This window comes from Streptomyces marokkonensis (genome assembly GCF_039539045.1).
Classification (GTDB): Bacteria; Actinomycetota; Actinomycetes; order Streptomycetales; family Streptomycetaceae; genus Streptomyces; species Streptomyces marokkonensis.
Genome location: NZ_BAABCQ010000175.1, coordinates 1 through 15948 on the forward strand (window position 1 = coordinate 1; position 15948 = coordinate 15948).

Annotated in this window: 14 protein-coding genes; 10 read left to right on the forward strand and 4 right to left on the reverse strand. The window is 70.6% G+C overall.

Translation table 11 applies throughout. The features are described from left to right. The first annotated feature begins 98 nt into the window (after positions 1–98). The 10 genes from ABEA26_RS30190 to ABEA26_RS30235 all read left to right on the forward strand — a co-directional run bounded on the left by ABEA26_RS30190 (position 99) and on the right by ABEA26_RS30235 (position 10600). Positions 99–1568 (forward strand): FAD-dependent monooxygenase, encoded by a 1470-nt coding sequence (locus ABEA26_RS30190; RefSeq protein WP_345596540.1) that lies wholly within the window; start codon positions 99–101, stop codon positions 1566–1568. A 76-nt stretch (positions 1569–1644) separates the two neighbouring features. Then, positions 1645–2340: an antibiotic biosynthesis monooxygenase family protein gene (locus ABEA26_RS30195; protein WP_345596541.1), complete on the forward strand. Its 696-nt coding sequence runs from the start codon at positions 1645–1647 to the stop codon at positions 2338–2340. Between the two features lie 224 nt (positions 2341–2564). Next, a complete protein-coding gene (locus ABEA26_RS30200; protein WP_345596542.1) occupies positions 2565–2894 on the forward strand; it encodes a TcmI family type II polyketide cyclase in 330 nt (109 codons plus the stop codon). Beyond that, on the forward strand, positions 2891–4162 hold the full coding sequence (locus ABEA26_RS30205; protein WP_345596543.1) for a beta-ketoacyl-[acyl-carrier-protein] synthase family protein: 1272 nt from the start codon (positions 2891–2893) through the stop codon (positions 4160–4162). Before ABEA26_RS30200 ends, ABEA26_RS30205 begins: the two co-directional genes overlap by 4 nt. Continuing rightward, positions 4159–5373, forward strand: coding sequence for a ketosynthase chain-length factor (locus tag ABEA26_RS30210; protein ID WP_345596544.1), 1215 nt, complete (start codon positions 4159–4161; stop codon positions 5371–5373). The genes ABEA26_RS30205 and ABEA26_RS30210 overlap by 4 nt, the downstream gene beginning before the upstream one ends. Positions 5374–5417: 44 nt before the next feature. Then, on the forward strand, positions 5418–5687 hold the full coding sequence (locus ABEA26_RS30215) for an acyl carrier protein (RefSeq protein WP_345596545.1): 270 nt from the start codon (positions 5418–5420) through the stop codon (positions 5685–5687). Positions 5688–5698: 11 nt separating this feature from the next. Beyond that, complete coding sequence (locus tag ABEA26_RS30220; protein WP_345596546.1) at positions 5699–6484, forward strand: SDR family NAD(P)-dependent oxidoreductase; 786 nt, start codon at positions 5699–5701, stop codon at positions 6482–6484. 87 nt (positions 6485–6571) lie between these two features. After that, positions 6572–7513, forward strand: a complete 942-nt coding sequence (locus tag ABEA26_RS30225) for an aromatase/cyclase (protein WP_345596547.1) — start codon at positions 6572–6574, stop codon at positions 7511–7513. A 2-nt stretch (positions 7514–7515) separates the two neighbouring features. Continuing rightward, positions 7516–8994, forward strand: coding sequence for an FAD-dependent oxidoreductase (locus ABEA26_RS30230; RefSeq protein ID WP_345596548.1), 1479 nt, complete (start codon positions 7516–7518; stop codon positions 8992–8994). Positions 8995–9052: 58 nt separating this feature from the next. Continuing rightward, positions 9053–10600: an FAD-dependent monooxygenase gene (locus tag ABEA26_RS30235; protein ID WP_345596549.1), complete on the forward strand. Its 1548-nt coding sequence runs from the start codon at positions 9053–9055 to the stop codon at positions 10598–10600. Positions 10601–10670: 70 nt separating this feature from the next. On the opposite strand, the gene ABEA26_RS30240 is transcribed toward ABEA26_RS30235, so the two are convergent. From ABEA26_RS30240 to rfbB, 4 genes are all read right to left on the reverse strand, one after another. After that, entirely contained in the window at positions 10671–11756 is a 1086-nt protein-coding gene (locus ABEA26_RS30240; protein ID WP_345596550.1) for a methyltransferase, read from the reverse strand. A gap of 74 nt (positions 11757–11830) precedes the next feature. Further along, complete coding sequence (locus ABEA26_RS30245) at positions 11831–13210, reverse strand: NDP-hexose 2,3-dehydratase family protein (RefSeq protein ID WP_345596551.1); 1380 nt, start codon at positions 13208–13210, stop codon at positions 11831–11833. Beyond that, positions 13207–14511, reverse strand: a complete 1305-nt coding sequence (rfbH, locus tag ABEA26_RS30250) for a lipopolysaccharide biosynthesis protein RfbH (protein ID WP_345596552.1) — start codon at positions 14509–14511, stop codon at positions 13207–13209. Before rfbH ends, ABEA26_RS30245 begins: the two co-directional genes overlap by 4 nt. Continuing rightward, positions 14508–15524 carry a dTDP-glucose 4,6-dehydratase gene (gene rfbB, locus ABEA26_RS30255; RefSeq protein WP_345596553.1) on the reverse strand — a complete coding sequence of 339 codons (1017 nt, stop codon included), beginning with the start codon at positions 15522–15524 and terminating at the stop codon, positions 14508–14510. The genes rfbH and rfbB overlap by 4 nt, the downstream gene beginning before the upstream one ends. Positions 15525–15948: the final 424 nt, after the last annotated feature.

Sequence of the window (15948 nt, forward strand, 5' to 3'; positions counted from 1 at the left end):
TTCACGTAAGCAACTCCTTGGCTCACAGAACGACATGGCTACGATCCGACTTCGTTTCTCGTCGTAATACTGGTCGGACTCAAGCGAGGAGAGGTCGGATGAACTCCTTTGACACAGACGTTCTGATTGTGGGTGCAGGTCCCACTGGACTCATGCTCGCCGGGGAATTGAGGCTCAGTGGAGTTTCAGTAACGGTCCTGGAAAAGCTCGCGGAGCCGATGCAGTTCTCGCGCGCTCTGGGATTCTCCGCGCGGACGATAGAAGAATTCTCCCAGCGTGATCTGACCACGCGTTTCGGCGATGTCCAGGTGATTCCGGCCGGCCACTTCGGCGGGGTGCCGCTGGACTACCAGGTGATCGAGGGCGGATCGTACGGGGCGCGCGGCATCCCGCAGTCGCGTACGGAGGCGGTGTTGGGCGGGTGGGCGGCTGAACTGGGTGCCCGGGTGCGGCGTGGTGTCGAGGTGACGGGTCTGGAGACCGGCGCCGACGCGGTCCGCGTACGAGCCGTGGACGACCAGGGCGAGCTGGAGATCACGGCCAGGTACGTGGTGGGCTGCGACGGCGCCCGCAGCACGGTCCGCACCCTGGCCGGGATCGACTACCCGGGCACCGAGCCCGCCATCGAGCTGCGGTTCGCCGACGTCGAAGGAGTGCGGCTGCGGCCGCGTTTCAGCGGCGAGCGGGTACCGGGCGGCATGGTGATGGTCATTCCGATCGGGCCCGAGCGCAGCCGCATCATCTACTTCGACGCGGCCGCGCCGCTGCGCCCGGCCGGGCAGGCGATCACCTTCGAGGAGGTCCGTGAGGCCTTCGAGCGGCTGTCGGGTGACGACCTGTCCGGAGCGCGCCCGCTGTGGGTCAGCTCGACCACCGACGTCAGCCGGCTGGCCGCCGCCTATCGCAAGGGCCGGGTCCTGGTGGCGGGCGACGCCGCCCACACCCACCTGCCCATCGGGGCGCAGGGGATGAGCGCGGGCATCCAGGACGCGGTCAACCTCGGCTGGAAACTGGCTCTGGAGGTCAAGGGCCTGGCGCCGCAGGGACTGCTCGACACGTACCACAGCGAACGGCACCCCGTCGCCGCGCGGATCCTGACCAACACGCTGGCCCAGCGGCTGCTGTACCTCGGCGGCGACGAGATGGCCCCCCTGCGGGAAGTCTTCGCCGAACTGGTCGGGTGCCACGTGACGGTCCAGCGCCATCTCGCCGGGATGGTCACCGGTCTGGACATCCGCCACGACGTGGGGGAGGGCGATCACCCCCTGCTCGGCCGGCGGCTGCCGGACCGGGACATCGTGGTGGACGGCACCAAGACCACCGCGCTCACGCTGCTCCACGCGGGCCGCGGCGTCCTGCTCGACCTCACGGGGGAGCTGGCCGAGGCGGCTTCCGCCTGGGCAGACCGGGTCGACACGGTCGCCGTGGACCGCTTCGACCACGACTGCGTGACCGCAGGACTCCTGGTGCGCCCCGACGGTTACGTCGCCTGGGCCGGGAGCCCCGACGAGGGCACCGGCGGGCTGACCGACGCGCTGTCCCGCTGGTTCGGCCCGGCCTCCGCCTGAACTCCCCTTTTCCGAGCAGCAGCCGTCGCCTGCCGCGGCTCTGCCCACCGGCAACCCACAGGAAGAGACATCATCCATGCCTGCCATCACCACCCAGGACAACCACCTCACGGTCCTCAACCTCTTCACCACCGACGCCCCTGAGAAGCAAGACTCCCTGATCCGGGAAATGACCAAGATCGTCCAGGCCGCGGCGTACGAGGGCTGGATGTCGAGCACGGTGCACGCGGGCGTGGACAGCCCCGGGACGGCCAACCTCATCCAGTGGCGCAGCAGCGTGGACCTGGAGAACCGGTACGCCGGCGAGGAGTTCAAGCACCGCACGCTGCCGGTCTTCGGCGAGATCACGACCTCGATCCGCCTGCTGCAGAACGAGATCGCCTACACGGTGACCCACCCGTCCCTCGGGGGTGTCGTGGAGGTCGCCCCCGAGCGCGACGACTACACCACCATCACCGTCATCAAAGTGGCGCAGGAGAACCAGGCCGAACTCGTCGAGGTCCTCAGCGCGGACCAGGCGGACGTCGCGGACGTCCCCGGGTTCCGGTCCCTGGCGGTCTTCAAGGGACTGCGGGCCCGCGGCGTGGACGGGGCGTTCGTGGTCCTCTACTCGCAGTGGGAGACCAAGGAGGCCTACGACGCCTACCGCCACCAGCCCCGGAGCGAGCGGCCGGCCGCTCGCCAGAAGGCCGAGGACCGGGTGAAGGACCTCGCCACATCGATCGACTCCAACACCTACCGCGTGGTGCTCACCCGCTCCGCCGGCGCGTAGCGGGACCCCGTACAGCCGCACCGCCCGGATCACACCGCACGGGCGGTGCGCGCCGTGCCCGCCCCGCGCCATCCCCCAGCACCACTCAGGCCGCACTCCGGCAAGGCCCGGGCGCGGCGCTACCGACAGGCCGCACGGTCGAGGCTGCGGTTCGTCACCGGCCGCCGCGCGCGGGCCCCGCCGCCCTGCGCCACCCATGCTGCCGTTCTGAGGAGGCAACCCCTATGCACAGCACGCTGATCGTCGCCCGGATGTCACCGGCCACCGGCAGGGAAGTGGCCGACCTGTTCTCCGCCTTCGACGCCACCGACATGCCCGAACGCATGGGGACGCGCCGCCGCCAGCTGTTCTCCTACCAGGGCCTGTACTTCCACCTGCAGGACTTCGACGAGACCGACGGCGCGGAGCGGATCGAGAAGGCCAAGACGGACCCCCGGTTCGTCAGGATCAGCGACGACCTCAAGCCGTTCATCGAGGCGTACGACCCCAAGACCTGGCGGTCGCCGGCCGACGCACTGGCCACGCGCTTCTACCACTGGGAGGCGTCCCGTTGACAGGGCGACGCGTTGTCCTCACCGGCATCGAGGTGATCGCGCCCGGCGGGGTCGGCCGCAAGGACTTCTGGGGCCTGCTCAGCAGCGGCCGCACCGCCACACGCGGCATCACCTTCTTCGATCCGTCTCCGTTCCGGTCGCGCGTGGCGGCCGAGGCCGACTTCGACCCGTACGACCACGGCCTGACCCCGCACGAGATACGCCGGATGGACCGGGCGGCCCAGTTCGCCGTGGTCGCCGCGCGCAACGCGGTTAAGGACAGCGGCCTGGCGGCCGGTGAACTGGATCCGCACCGCGTCGCGGTGACCGTCGGCAGCGCGGTGGGCGCCACGATGGGCCTGGACCAGGAGTACCGGGTGGTGAGCGACGGCGGCCGACTGGACATCGTCGACCACCACTACGCCGTGCCGCACCTGTACAACCACATGGTGCCGAGCTCGTTCGCCGCGGAAGTGGCGTGGGCCGTGGGCGCGGAAGGACCCAGCACCGTGGTGTCCACCGGCTGCACCTCCGGCATCGACTCGGTCGGCTACGCGGTCGAGCTGATCCGTGAGGGATCGGCGGACGTGGCGGTGGCCGGATCGTCCGACGCCCCGATCTCCCCCATCACGATGGCGTGCTTCGACGCCATCAAGGCCACCACGCCCCGGCACGACGATCCCGAGCACGCCTCGCGGCCGTTCGACGCGACCCGCAACGGCTTCGTGCTCGGAGAGGGCGCAGCCTTCTTCGTGCTGGAGGAACTGGAGGCGGCCCGCGCTCGCGGCGCACACATCTACGCGGAGATCGCCGGGTACGCGACCCGCTCCAACGCCTACCACATGACCGGGCTGCGCCCGGACGGCCTGGAGATGGCCGAGGCCATCGGGGTGGCACTCGACGAAGCGCGGCTGAACCCCGACGAGATCGACTACGTCAACGCGCACGGCTCGGGCACGAAGCAGAACGACCGCCACGAGACCGCCGCGGTGAAAAGAAGCCTGGGGGAGCACGCCTACCGGACCCCGATGAGCTCCATCAAGTCCATGGTGGGGCACTCACTGGGCGCCATCGGATCGATCGAGATCGCCGCGTCCGCCCTGGCCATGGAGCACGACGTGGTGCCGCCGACGGCCAACCTGCACCACCGGGACCCGGAGTGCGACCTGGACTACGTGCCCCTGACCGCACGTGCACAGCGCACCGACGCGGTGCTGACGGTGGGCAGCGGCTTCGGCGGGTTCCAGAGCGCGATGGTGCTGGCCTCCCCCGAGAGGAGCCTGCGGTGACCGGACAGGTGGTGGTCACCGGCATCAGCGTGGCCGCGGCGAACGGGCTCGGCGTCCACGACTGGTGGTCGGCGACGTGCGGCGGAAAGACCGGCATCGCGCGCATCACCCACTTCGACCCGTCGCCCTACCCGGCGCGGCTGGCCGGTCAGGTGCCCGGCTTCCACGCCGAGCAGCACCTGTCCAGCCGGCTGCTGCCGCAGACGGACCGGGTGACGCGGCTGTCGCTGGTCGCCGCGGACTGGGCGCTGGCGGATGCGGCCGTGACACCGAAGGACGTACCCGACTTCGACATGGGCGTGATCACCGCTTCCTCCGCGGGCGGATTCGAGTTCGGCCAGGGGGAGCTGCGCAATCTGTGGAGCCGGGGCAGCCAGTACGTCTCGGCCTACCAGTCCTTCGCCTGGTTCTACGCCGTCAACAGCGGTCAGATCTCCATCCGCAACGGCATGAAGGGGCCCTCGGGGGTGGTGGTCAGCGAAGGCGCGGGGGGGCTGGACGCGGTGGCGCAGGCACGCCGCCAGATTCGCAAGGGCACCCCCCTCGTCGTCACGGGAGCGATGGACGCGTCGATCTGCCCCTGGGGGTGGGTGGCGCAGGTGTCCACCGGGAAGCTCTCCACCAGCGACGAACCGACGCGCGCCTACCTGCCGTTCGACCGCGACGCGCGCGGTTACGTACCGGGCGAGGGCGGCGCGATCCTCATCACCGAGGAGGCCGGCGCCGCACGGGCGCGCGGGGCCCGCGTCTACGGCGTGATCGCCGGATACGGCGCCACGACGGACCCCCGTCCGGGCAGCGGCCGTCCGCCGGCGCTGCGCAGGGCGATCGACCTCGCCCTGGCCGACGCCGGCATGAAGCCCGACGCGATCGACGTGGTCTTCGCCGACGGCGCCGCCGATCCGGTGGCCGACCGCGTCGAGGCCGAGGCGATCAACGCCGTGTTCGGTGACCGCCGGGTGCCGGTGACGGTGCCCAAGACGATGACCGGACGGCTGTACTCCGGGGCGGCTCCGCTGGACCTGGCGGCGGCGTTCCTCGCGATCCGCGACAGCGTCGTCCCCCCGACGATGAACATCGACCCCTGCCGGGACTACGCCTTGGACCTGGTCATCGGGCAGCCCAGGCGGACGCCCGTCCGCGCCGCCCTGGTCCTGGCCCGCGGCAGCGGCGGATTCAACTCCGCGATGATCGTGCGCTCCGCCCCCTGAGGGTGCCGCGCACGCAGACGACGACGAAAGGAAGGGCCGATCTCATGGCCGGCAACCTGTTCTCCCTGGACGACCTCAAGAGCATCCTGCGGCAGGCCGCGGGCGAGGCCGAGGACGTCGACCTGGACGGCGACATCCTCGACACGGACTTCGAGGCCCTGGGCTACGAGTCGCTCGCGCTCCTGGAGGCGGGCAGCCTCGTCGAGCGCCGGTACGGCATCGCCCTGGACGAGACGGCCCTCACCGAAGCCCACACTCCGCGGGCCTTCGTCGAGGTCGTCAACCACCAGCTCGCCCCCAGCAACGCGGCCTGAAGGGAACTGACATGACGCAGACCCCCGCGCCCAAGGTGGCCATCGTCACCGGCGCCACCTCCGGTATCGGCCTGGCCACAGCCCGCCTGCTGGCCGCCGACCACCGCGTCTACATCGGCGCACGCACCGCCGAGAACGTGGAACTGACGGTCAAGACCCTCACCGACGAGGGGCTGGAGGTGGACGGTTCGGCCGTCGACGTACGGGACACCGCCTCCGTCGAGGCGTTCGTCGCCGCCGCCGTGCAGCGCTTCGGCACCATCGACGTGCTCGTCAACAACGCCGGGCGGTCCGGCGGCGGCGTCACGGCCGACCTGGACGACGAGCTGTGGCTCGACGTCGTCGAGACCAATCTCAACAGTGTCTTCCGGGTCACGCGTGCGGCGCTGACCACCGGCGGGATGCGGACGAAGGACCGCGGCCGCATCATCAACATCGCCTCCACCGCGGGCAAGCAGGGCGTGGTCCTCGGCGCCCCCTACTCCGCGTCGAAGCACGGCGTGGTCGGCTTCACCAAGGCCCTCGGCAACGAACTGGCCCCGACCGGCATCACGGTGAACGCCGTGTGCCCCGGGTACGTCGAGACCCCGATGGCGCAGCGGGTGCGGCAGGGGTACGCGGCGGCCTGGCAGGCCTCCGAGGACGACATCCTGCAGAAGTTCCAGGCGAAGATCCCGCTGGGCCGGTACTCCACTCCCGAGGAAGTCGCCGGACTCGTGGGCTACCTGGCCTCCGACACCGCCGCCTCGATCACCTCCCAGGCCCTGAACGTCTGCGGCGGCCTGGGCAATTTCTGAGACCCCGGCCCGCGCCCACCGGCGCGGCCGGTGGGCGAGACGGCCGGACACGGCCCTTCATCACGACAGGCAGAGGAGTCACAGGTCATGACGACGCGTGAGGTGGAGCACGAGATCACCATCGACGCACCGGCCACCGCGATCTACCGCATGCTCGCGGACGTGGTCCACTGGCCGCGGATCTTTCCCCCGACCATCTACGTGGAACGCGAAGCGACCGGCGACGATCAGGAACGCATCCGTATTTGGGCCACCGCGAACGGCACGGCCAAGACCTGGACGTCGCGGCGCACCCTGGACCCGCGGGCACTGCGAATCACCTTCCGCCAGGAAGTCTCCGCGCCGCCGGTGGCGACCATGGGAGGTACCTGGATCATCGAACCGCTGACCGCGGGCCGGGCCCGGGTGCGGCTGCTGCACGACTACACGGCCGTGGACGACGATCCGCACGATCTCCTGTGGATCGAGCGGGCCGTCGACAAGAACAGCACCTCCGAACTGGCCGCGCTCAAGACCAACGTCGAGGCGGCACACGCCGCCGACACCGACGAACTGACGTTCTCCTTCACCGACACGGTGCAGATCGACGGCAGGGCCAAGGACGCCTTCGACTTCGTCAACGAGGCCCAGTTCTGGTCCGAGCGGCTGCCCCACGTGGCCGTCGCGCGACTGACCGAGGACACGCCCGGCCTGCAGCACCTCGAGATGGACACCCGGGCCAAGGACGGCTCCGTCCACACCACCGCCTCCTACCGGGTCGTCCTCCCCGACCACAAGATCGTCTACAAGCAGGTCACCCTGCCGGCGCTGCTGACGCTGCACACCGGCCAGTGGACCTTCGAGGAGAACACGCAGGGCACCGCTGCCTCGTCACAGCACACGGTGACCCTCAACACCGCCAACATCGCCCGCGTGCTGGGTGAGCAGGCCACCGTCGCCCAGGCCCGGGCCTACGTGCGCGAGGCGCTGTCGACCAACAGCAGGGCGACGCTCGGACACGCCAAGGCCTTCGCCGAGCAGAAGGCCTGACCGTGACCGAGGTAGCTGCGCCCACCGATGTCGTGGTCGTCGGGGCGGGCCCCGTCGGGCTGATGCTGGCCGGTGAGCTGGCCCGGGCGGGCGTCGGGGTGGTCGTGCTGGAGCGGCGTGACGTCCCCAGCACGGCCTCGCGGGCCTCGACCCTGCACGCGCGCACCATGGAGATCTTCGACAGCCGTGGACTGCTCCCGCGGTTCGGATCGCCGCCGGCCGAGCCGCGCGGCCACTTCGGCGGCATACCGATGGACCTGACCCTGCCCAGTTCCCACCCGGGACAGTGGAAGGTGCCGCAGACGTCCACCGAGTCGGTGCTGCAGCAGTGGGCGCTCGCCCTCGGCGCCGACATCCGCCGGGGTGTCGAGGTCGTCGAACTCGTCCAGGAACCCGGCCAGGCACGGGTCCGGACGGTCGGCCGGGCCGGCCACGCCGAGATCCCCGCCTCCTACGTCGTGGCCTGCGACGGCGAGGACAGTACCGTCCGGCACCTGCTACGGGCCGACTTCCCCGGCCAGGACGCCGTCCGTGAACTGCTGCGGGCCGATGTGGCCGGCATCGAGGTACGCGACCGGCGCTTCGAGCGGCTGGAGACCGGACTGGCCATCGCGGCGCGCCGCGCGGACGGCGTCACGCGCGTGATGGTCCATTCCTTCGCGGCCCGGGTCCGAGACCGCGACGACGAGCCCACCTTCGAGGAGATCTCGAGGGCCTGGAAGCAGGTGACCGGCGAGGACATCTCGGCCGGCACCCCGCTGTGGACGAACGGCTTCGGCGACGCCGCCCGGCAGCTGACCCGCTACCGGCACGGCCGGGTCCTGTTCGCCGGGGACGCCGCACACCGGCAGATGCCCATCGGCGGCCAGGCCCTCAACCTCGGACTCCAGGACGCCTTCAACCTCGGGTGGAAGCTCGCCGCGGTGATCCGGGGCGACCACGGCCCCGAACTCCTGGACAGCTACCACGACGAGCGGCACCCGGTGGGCGCCGCCGTGCTGTCCAACATCCGCGCCCAGGCACTCCTGCTGCTCGGTGGCCCCGAGGTGGAGCCGCTGCGGGCGGTGCTGGCCGAGATGATCGGCCACGAGGAGGTACGAGCTCGTCTGGCAGGCCTGATCAGCGGACTGGACATCCGCTACGCCACCGGCGGGGGGAAAGACCCGCTGCTGGGGGCCCGGCTGCCCCCCTCGACGCTGCGGGTCGCACAGGACTCCGTCACCACCGCGGCCCTGCTGCGCCGGGGCGGCGGACTGCTGCTGAACCTCGGCACCGGCTGCGGCGCCGTCACGGAACTCACCGGCTGGCGGGACCACGTCACGGCCGTGAGCGCCCGAGCCGAGCCCGGCAGCGTCCTGGACGTCCCGGCCGAGGCCGTGCTGGTCCGCCCCGACGGCCATGTGGCCTGGACGAGCGGGACGGAGTTTTCACTGACCGAGGCACTGACCCGCTGGTTCGGGCCGCCCACCGACAGGCTCTAGTGCGCAACACGCCCACCCCACCACCCTGCTCGTCCATCACCAGGAGGGGAATCACATCATGGCAGCGACAGTGGTCGACGCCGACGTCATCGTCATCGGCGCAGGACCGACCGGGCTGATGCTCGCCGGCGAACTGCGCCTGGGCGGAGCCGACGTCGTCGTAGTGGAACGACTCACCGAACCCACCGGCCAGTCCCGCGGCCTCGGCTTCACGGCGCGCGCCATGGAGGTGTTCGACGCGCGCGGACTGCTGCCCCGCTTCGGGCAGGGCGAGACCGTCGAGACCAGCCCCATGGGCCACTTCGGCGGGACCGTGTTCGACTACACCGTCCTGCCCGACGCGCACTTCGGCGCGCGGGGGATACCCCAGAGCGTCACCGAGCGGGTGCTGGAGGCCTGGGCGGGCGAGATGGGAGCCGACATCCGGCGCGGGTGGGAGTTCGTCACCCTCGAGGACGACTCCCTCCACGGCGACGGCGTGCACCTGACCGTCCGCGATCCGCAGGGCGCGCAGCGACACCTGCGCGCGCACTGGCTGGTGGGCTGCGACGGAGGATCCAGCCGGGTGCGGACGGCGGCAGGGTTCGCGTTCCCCGGACACGACGCGACGCGCGGCATGTACCTGGCCGACGTCAGCGGCGTGGAACTGCGCCACCGGCCGCTGGGCGAGCGCACGGCCAACGGCATGGTCATGTCCGCTCCGTTGAGCGAGGGCGTCACCCGGATCATCGTCTGCCCCGACGGCACCCCGGCCCACGAGCGGGAACGCACCGTGACCTTCGACGAGGTGGCGCGGGCCTGGCAGCACATCACCGGCGAGGACATCTCGGGCGGCACCGCGGACTGGGTGAGCTCCTTCACCGACGCCACCCGCCAGGCCTCGCAGTACCGGCGCGGCCGCGTCTTCCTGGCCGGCGACGCGGCCCACATCCACCTGCCCGCAGGCGGCCAGGGACTGAGCACGGGCGTCCAGGACGCGTTCAACCTCGGCTGGAAACTCGCCGCGGTCATCCGGGGCGACCACGGGCCGGAGCTGCTGGACAGTTACCACGAGGAGCGGCACGCGGCCGGCCGCCGTCTGCTGATGAACACGCGGGCCCAGGGCACGGTCTACCTCGGTGGCGCCGAGTCCGCTCCGCTGCGCGAGCTCCTCGGCGAACTGATCCGGCACGACGACGTCAAGCGCCACCTGGCCGGCATGGTCAGCCACGTCGACATCCGCTACGACCCCGGCGAGGACGACACCCACCCGCTCACCGGCCGTCGCATGCCGCCCCGGCAGTTCACCTCCGGCCAGGGCACGGTCAGTGTCGCCCAGCTGCTCCACTGCGGCCACGGCGTGCTGCTGGACCTGGCCGACGACGCGGACGTCCGCCGCGAGGCGCGCGCGTGGCACGGGCGGGTGTCCGTGGCGACGGTGACGGCACCGCCGGCGGATGCCGACGGCATTCTGGCCGGCGCCACCGCGGTGCTGGTGCGCCCCGACGGCTACGTCGCCTGGGCGGGCAGTCCCGCCGACGGAGACCTGAAGGAGCTGCGGACCGCGCTCGAGCGGTGGCTCGGCCCGGCCGACCCGTCGGCGGCGGACAGGCGGCCGGCCGCCTGATCCCGCCGGCACACATGACGTGGCCCCGGAGCATTCACTGCTCCGGGGCCACGCCAGTGTGCCGGCGGGATCAGACCGCGACGGCCTCCACGATGGACACGGGCGCGGCAGTCTCCACCACCCGCTCCAGCTTGAAGCCGGCCCGGGCGACCAGGTCGGCGTACTGCGAGGCGGTGCGCTCCTTGCCGCCTACCAGCAGCAGCAGCCACAGGTCGACCAGCTTGCCGGAGTGCGGGTCGTTGCCCTTCTCCGGCGGCACCATCTCGATCAGCAGGAGCTTGCCGCCCGGCTTGATGGCGGCCCGCACGTTGCGCAGGATCTGCAGCGCCTGCTCCTCGGGCCAGTCGTGCACGATGTGCTTCAGGACGTAGGCGTCACCGCCTTCGACCACCGGGTCGAACAGGTCCCCGCCGGCGGTGCGGCAGCGCCCGTCCACACCCTGCTCGGCCAGGAAAGCGGCTGCCCCGTTGCCGTCGACCCGGGGGTCGGACAGGATGCCCGACACGTTCGGCGCCTGCTGCAGGATTCCGGCGATGAGTCCGCCGCGGCCTCCGCAGAAGTCCACCACGGTGTCGAAGACCGAGAAGTCGTAGGCCGCGAGAATCGGCGCGGTCTCGGTTTCCGAGATGGCGCCCATCCCCTTCATGAACACCTCGCCGTACTCGGGGTTCTGCATGAGGTACTCGAAGGCCCCCATGCCGCGCAGCTTCGGCAGGCTGGGTTCCCCGGTGACGACGGCGTCCAGGAAGTGGCCCCAGTCCTCCCAGTGGGTGGGGTGCCCCATCAGCAGGGCGGTGTCGCGCATGGACATCGGGTGGTCGGCGCGCAGCGCGTCCGCCATCGGCGTGAGCGCGTACGCGCCGTCCGGCTGCTGCTCGAATATCTGGTGCGTGGCGAGCAGGCGCAGCAGCCGGGCCACCGCGTCCTCGTCCGCGCCCACCTGCTGGGCGACCTGCGCGGGCTGCCGCGGCCCGTCGGCCAGCACGTCCGCGATCCCCAGCTTGGCAGCGACGTGGACGCACTGGGTCACCATGGACGCCATCACCACCTCCAGCAGCGCGAACGGTGCCGGTGCCAGGTCCCGGGCGGCGCGTTGCAGGTCCGCCCGGCTCCTCTCCACGGCTCGGACGACGGGCGGGGGCGGGAATGCGGGCATGGGTCTACCTCCGGTGTGATCTGTTGACTCGAATGACTCGGACGGGACTGCGGTGGATCTCGGGGGCCGCTCTGTCACCAGGTCACCGCGCCGGTGGTCAGGCAGGAGAGCAGCGTGCGTGCCTGCACGTTGACGTAGTGCCCGTGCCGGGTGAGCGAGGCCAGCTGACCTGGCGTCAGCCAGCAGTAGCCCGCAGGGAGTGCGCCCTCGATGGGCGTGGCAGGCTCCACGATCAGATAGCGCGACTCCGCGTTGAGGAACCTGCCGCCCTCCTCCGAATGGACCGCCTCGTACCGTACGCGCTCGGGCGCCGTGTCCAGGACCAGGTCCAGGAACGGCGGGCGGCCGGCGGCGCCGGGCTGCCGGTAGTTGTCCGGAATGCACTGAACGGTCGCGCTGAGTTCCACGGTGTCGAGGAAGCCGCCTTCCACCCGGGCGTTCACCAGGAGGTGCGGTACCCCGCCGAACCGCTGGGTGATGAAGGCGACCACGCCCTGCCCGGCCGGTTCGAAGAGCGGCTGGGTCCAACTGCTCACCTCGCGGCTGCCGGCCTCGACGCCGACGGAGACGACCTTGAAGTAGCGGCCGTCCGGCCGGTGGATCGACCACTCGTCGCGCTCCCAGCCGGTCACGTAGTTCAGCGGCACGCACGACATCCGTGTCTCGTGCCGCGACCGCTCGCCGGTGAACCAGGACATCAGCATGGAGTCCGAGAGCCGCGCCGACGTCTCGGGGAAGGCGACGGGCGCGCAGGACAGGACCGTGCGGGCGTCCATGTTGACCAGATCGTCGACGTGCAGCAGCGCACCGATCTGGCCGAGCGTCAGCCAGGTGAAGTCCGGTTCGGACGGCACCTCTTCGTCGGTTTCGACGATCATGTTCCGGTTGGACTTGTGAAAGAACCAGGAGCCGTGCTCGGACTGCAGCACGTCGGCCACCACCCGTCGGCCCGGGCCGGGGCGGGTGAAGTAGTCGAGGTACTTCACCGCCGCCCCGCGGTGCACGTTGGTGTAGTTCGAGCGGGTCGCCTGCACGGTGGGGGAGAGCTGCAGCAAATTGGGGTTGCCCGGCTCCATCTTCGCCTGCATGAGGAAGTGCAGGACACCGTCGAACTCCTTGGCCAGGATGCCGAGGATGCCCACCTCCGGCTGCCTGATGATGGGCTGCACCCAGCGGGTGGGCGGCTCCCCACCGATCTCCGCGCGCAGCCCTTCGACGGTGAAGAAGCGTGAGCTGTGGTGGGCGAGGTTCCCGGTGTCCGGCTGGAAGGCCCAGCCCTCCAGGTCGGCGAAGGGAATCCGGGTGACGGCGAAGCGGTGGGCGGCGCGGCGCTCGGCCAGCCAGTCGGCCACCTCGGCGGTGCGCGGGCCCGCGCCCGCGGTCCGCTCGGTGGCGGACCGGGACAGCCGGCCGGCCAGCGTGGTGTCGTGGCGCGGGTGCAGGGTCAGCGTCATCGCCAGCTCCTCGTGAACTCTCTGATCGACGCGATGACGTAATCGATCATCTCGTCGGTCAGGCCGGGGTAGACCCCGACCCAGAAGGTCTGCTCGGTGATCAGGTCGCTGTTGGCGAGGTCGCCGACCACGCGGTGGGGGCGACCCACCCATGCCGGCTGGCGGGTCAGATTGCCCGCGAACAGCTGGCGGGTGCCGATCTTGCGGCCCTCCAGGAAGTTCACCAGGGCCGCTCTGCCGAACGGCGCCTTCGGATCGACGGTGATGATGAATCCGAACCAGCTCGGCTCGCTGCGCGGCGTCGGCTCGGGCAGCCGCAGGAACGGCACGTCCTCCAGCCCCTCGCGCAGCCGCCGCCAGTTGTGCCTGCGCGCCGCCACGAAGCTGTCCAGCTTGTCCAGCTGGGAGAGCCCGAGGCCGGCCTGCAGATCGGTCGTCTTCAGGTTGTAACCGATGTGCGAGAACGTGTACTTGTGGTCGTAGCCGTGCGGCAGATCGCCCATCTGATGGGCGAACCGCTTCAGGCAGGTGTTGTTCTCGCCCGGCTCGCACCAGCAGTCCCGGCCCCAGTCGCGCAGCGACTCCACGGCCCGCGCCAGCTTCAGGTCCGAGGTCACGACGATGCCGCCCTCGCCCATCGTCAGATGGTGGGCCGGGTAGAAGCTCACCGTCGCCAGATCGCCGAACGTGCCCGTCAGACGCCCGTCGTAGGTGGCGCCCACCGCGTCGCAGTTGTCCTCGACGAAGGCCAGGCCGTGCTCCTCGGCCAGGGCGGCGATCTCCCCGGCCTCGAAGGGATTGCCCAGCGCGTGGGCGATCATGATCGCCCGGGTCTTCGGGCCGATCGCCGCCGCGACCCGCTCCGCGGTGGTGTTGTAGATCGGTAGCTCGACGTCCACGAAGACGGGAACGAGACCGTTCTGCACGATCGGGTTCACCGTGGTCGGGAAACCCGCCGCGACCGTGATCACTTCGTCGCCGGGCTGCAGGGCGCGGTCGCCGCGCACGTGCGAGGTCAGGGCGGTCAGGGCCAGCAGGTTCGCGGAGGAACCGGAGTTGGTGAGGTGGGCCTTGCGCCGGCCGAGCAGCTTGGCGAAGCGGGACTCGAACGTCCGCGAACGCTGGCCCACCGCGATCCGCAGGTCCAGCGCGGCCTCCACCAGGGCCACCCGGTCGTCGGCGTCGATCACCGCTCCGGACGGCCAGATCTCGGTGACGCCGGGGATGAAGCCGGTGTCGGCCTGTTGGTCCGCGTGGTACTTGCGGACCTCGTCGAGCACCAGGGCCTTGCGTTCGCTCATGCGAGGCCACCACCGTCGGTGGAGCCGGCCGCCCCGGCGGGGACGCGGCCGCCGTCCACCGTCTTCCACCACCCGGGGTTGTCCCGGTACCAGGCGACCGTCGCGGCCAGTCCCTGGTCGAAGGAGACGCGGGGGGCGTACCCCAGCTGCTCGCGGATCTTGCTGTCGTCGAGCGCGTACCGCAGGTCGTGGCCCTTGCGGTCGGTCACGAACCTGATCATCGAACGGTCCGCGCCGCACAACGCCAGCAGACGCTCGGTGAGTTCCAGGTTGGTGTGCCCGGTTCCGCCTCCGACGTTGTAGACCTCGCCCGCCCCGCCCGAGGTGAGAACGGCCTGCACGGCGCGGCAGTGGTCCTCCACGTGCAGCCACTCGCGCACGTTGTGCCCGTCGCCGTAGAGCGGAACGGTCCTGCCCTCCATCAGGTTCGTCACGAACAGCGGGATCAGCTTCTCGGGGAACTGGTAAGGGCCGTAGTTGTTGGAGCAGCGGGTGACGGACACGTCCAGCCCGTGGGTGCGCCAGTAGGCGCGCGCGATCAGGTCGGAACTCGCCTTCGACGCCGCATAGGGCGAGTTGGGCTGCAGCGAGGCTTCCTCAGTCCACGAGCCGTCGTCGGTCGAGCCGTACACCTCGTCGGTCGAGACGTGGACGAACCGCGGGATGCCGCGGCGCAGGGATGCCTCCAGGAGACTCTGGGTGCCCGTCACATTGGTTCGCACGAACTCCGCGGCAGAGCGCACGGACCGGTCCACGTGCGATTCCGCGGCGAAATGCACGACAGCGTCGTGGCCGGGCAGCACGTCGAGGAGCAGGGGAAGGTCGCAGATATCGCCCTGAACGAAATCCAGCCGCGGGTGACCGGCCGGCAGATTCTCCCGGCGCCCGGCATAGGTCAGGGAATCGAGCACGGTGACATGGGCCTGCTCGTAACCGGGGTACTCGCCGGCGAGCAGGGCGCGTACGTAATGCGAGCCGATGAAACCGGCACCGCCTGTGACCAGGAGTTTCATGAGGTGACTACCTCGATCCATGTGGGGCTGCCGATGCCATGGGCGCTCCCGCCGGCGATCGGGGCCGCCGGCCCGCCTGACAACACCAGAGCTTTCACTTTCTCTCCTTGGGGTTCGGACGCGTTCTCCGAGCAAACAGCTGCTGGTGCGGCCGGCCCACGCGCCGCTGCCGGGCACGATGGACCGTGAATTGCCGCTCGTGCCAATTCGGAACGAGGCCGGTCAGGAGGCCGGCGACCGGTTGTCTCGCGCCCGTTCGCATCACATGGGAAACAGGCCGACCTCGGCGTACAAGGTAACGGGAGCGGCGCTTCAGGTCTCGTGTAAGGGTCGGGCCGCACTTGAACTGTCGTTCAACCGCGGTGTTTCCAAGTCGGATCGTAGCCATGTCGTTCTGTGAGCCAAGGAGTTGCTTACGTGAATT

Coding starts and splice junctions, on each gene's coding strand:
- ABEA26_RS30190 (WP_345596540.1), top strand. CDS start 99: ATGAACTCCTTTGACACAGACGTTCTGATTGTGGGTGCAGGTCCCACT.
- ABEA26_RS30195 (WP_345596541.1), top strand. CDS start 1,645: ATGCCTGCCATCACCACCCAGGACAACCACCTCACGGTCCTCAACCTC.
- ABEA26_RS30200 (WP_345596542.1), top strand. CDS start 2,565: ATGCACAGCACGCTGATCGTCGCCCGGATGTCACCGGCCACCGGCAGG.
- ABEA26_RS30215 (WP_345596545.1), top strand. CDS start 5,418: ATGGCCGGCAACCTGTTCTCCCTGGACGACCTCAAGAGCATCCTGCGG.
- ABEA26_RS30220 (WP_345596546.1), top strand. CDS start 5,699: ATGACGCAGACCCCCGCGCCCAAGGTGGCCATCGTCACCGGCGCCACC.
- ABEA26_RS30225 (WP_345596547.1), top strand. CDS start 6,572: ATGACGACGCGTGAGGTGGAGCACGAGATCACCATCGACGCACCGGCC.
- ABEA26_RS30235 (WP_345596549.1), top strand. CDS start 9,053: ATGGCAGCGACAGTGGTCGACGCCGACGTCATCGTCATCGGCGCAGGA.
- ABEA26_RS30240 (WP_345596550.1), bottom strand. CDS start 11,756: ATGCCCGCATTCCCGCCCCCGCCCGTCGTCCGAGCCGTGGAGAGGAGC.
- ABEA26_RS30245 (WP_345596551.1), bottom strand. CDS start 13,210: ATGACGCTGACCCTGCACCCGCGCCACGACACCACGCTGGCCGGCCGG.
- rfbH (WP_345596552.1), bottom strand. CDS start 14,511: ATGAGCGAACGCAAGGCCCTGGTGCTCGACGAGGTCCGCAAGTACCAC.
- rfbB (WP_345596553.1), bottom strand. CDS start 15,524: ATGAAACTCCTGGTCACAGGCGGTGCCGGTTTCATCGGCTCGCATTAC.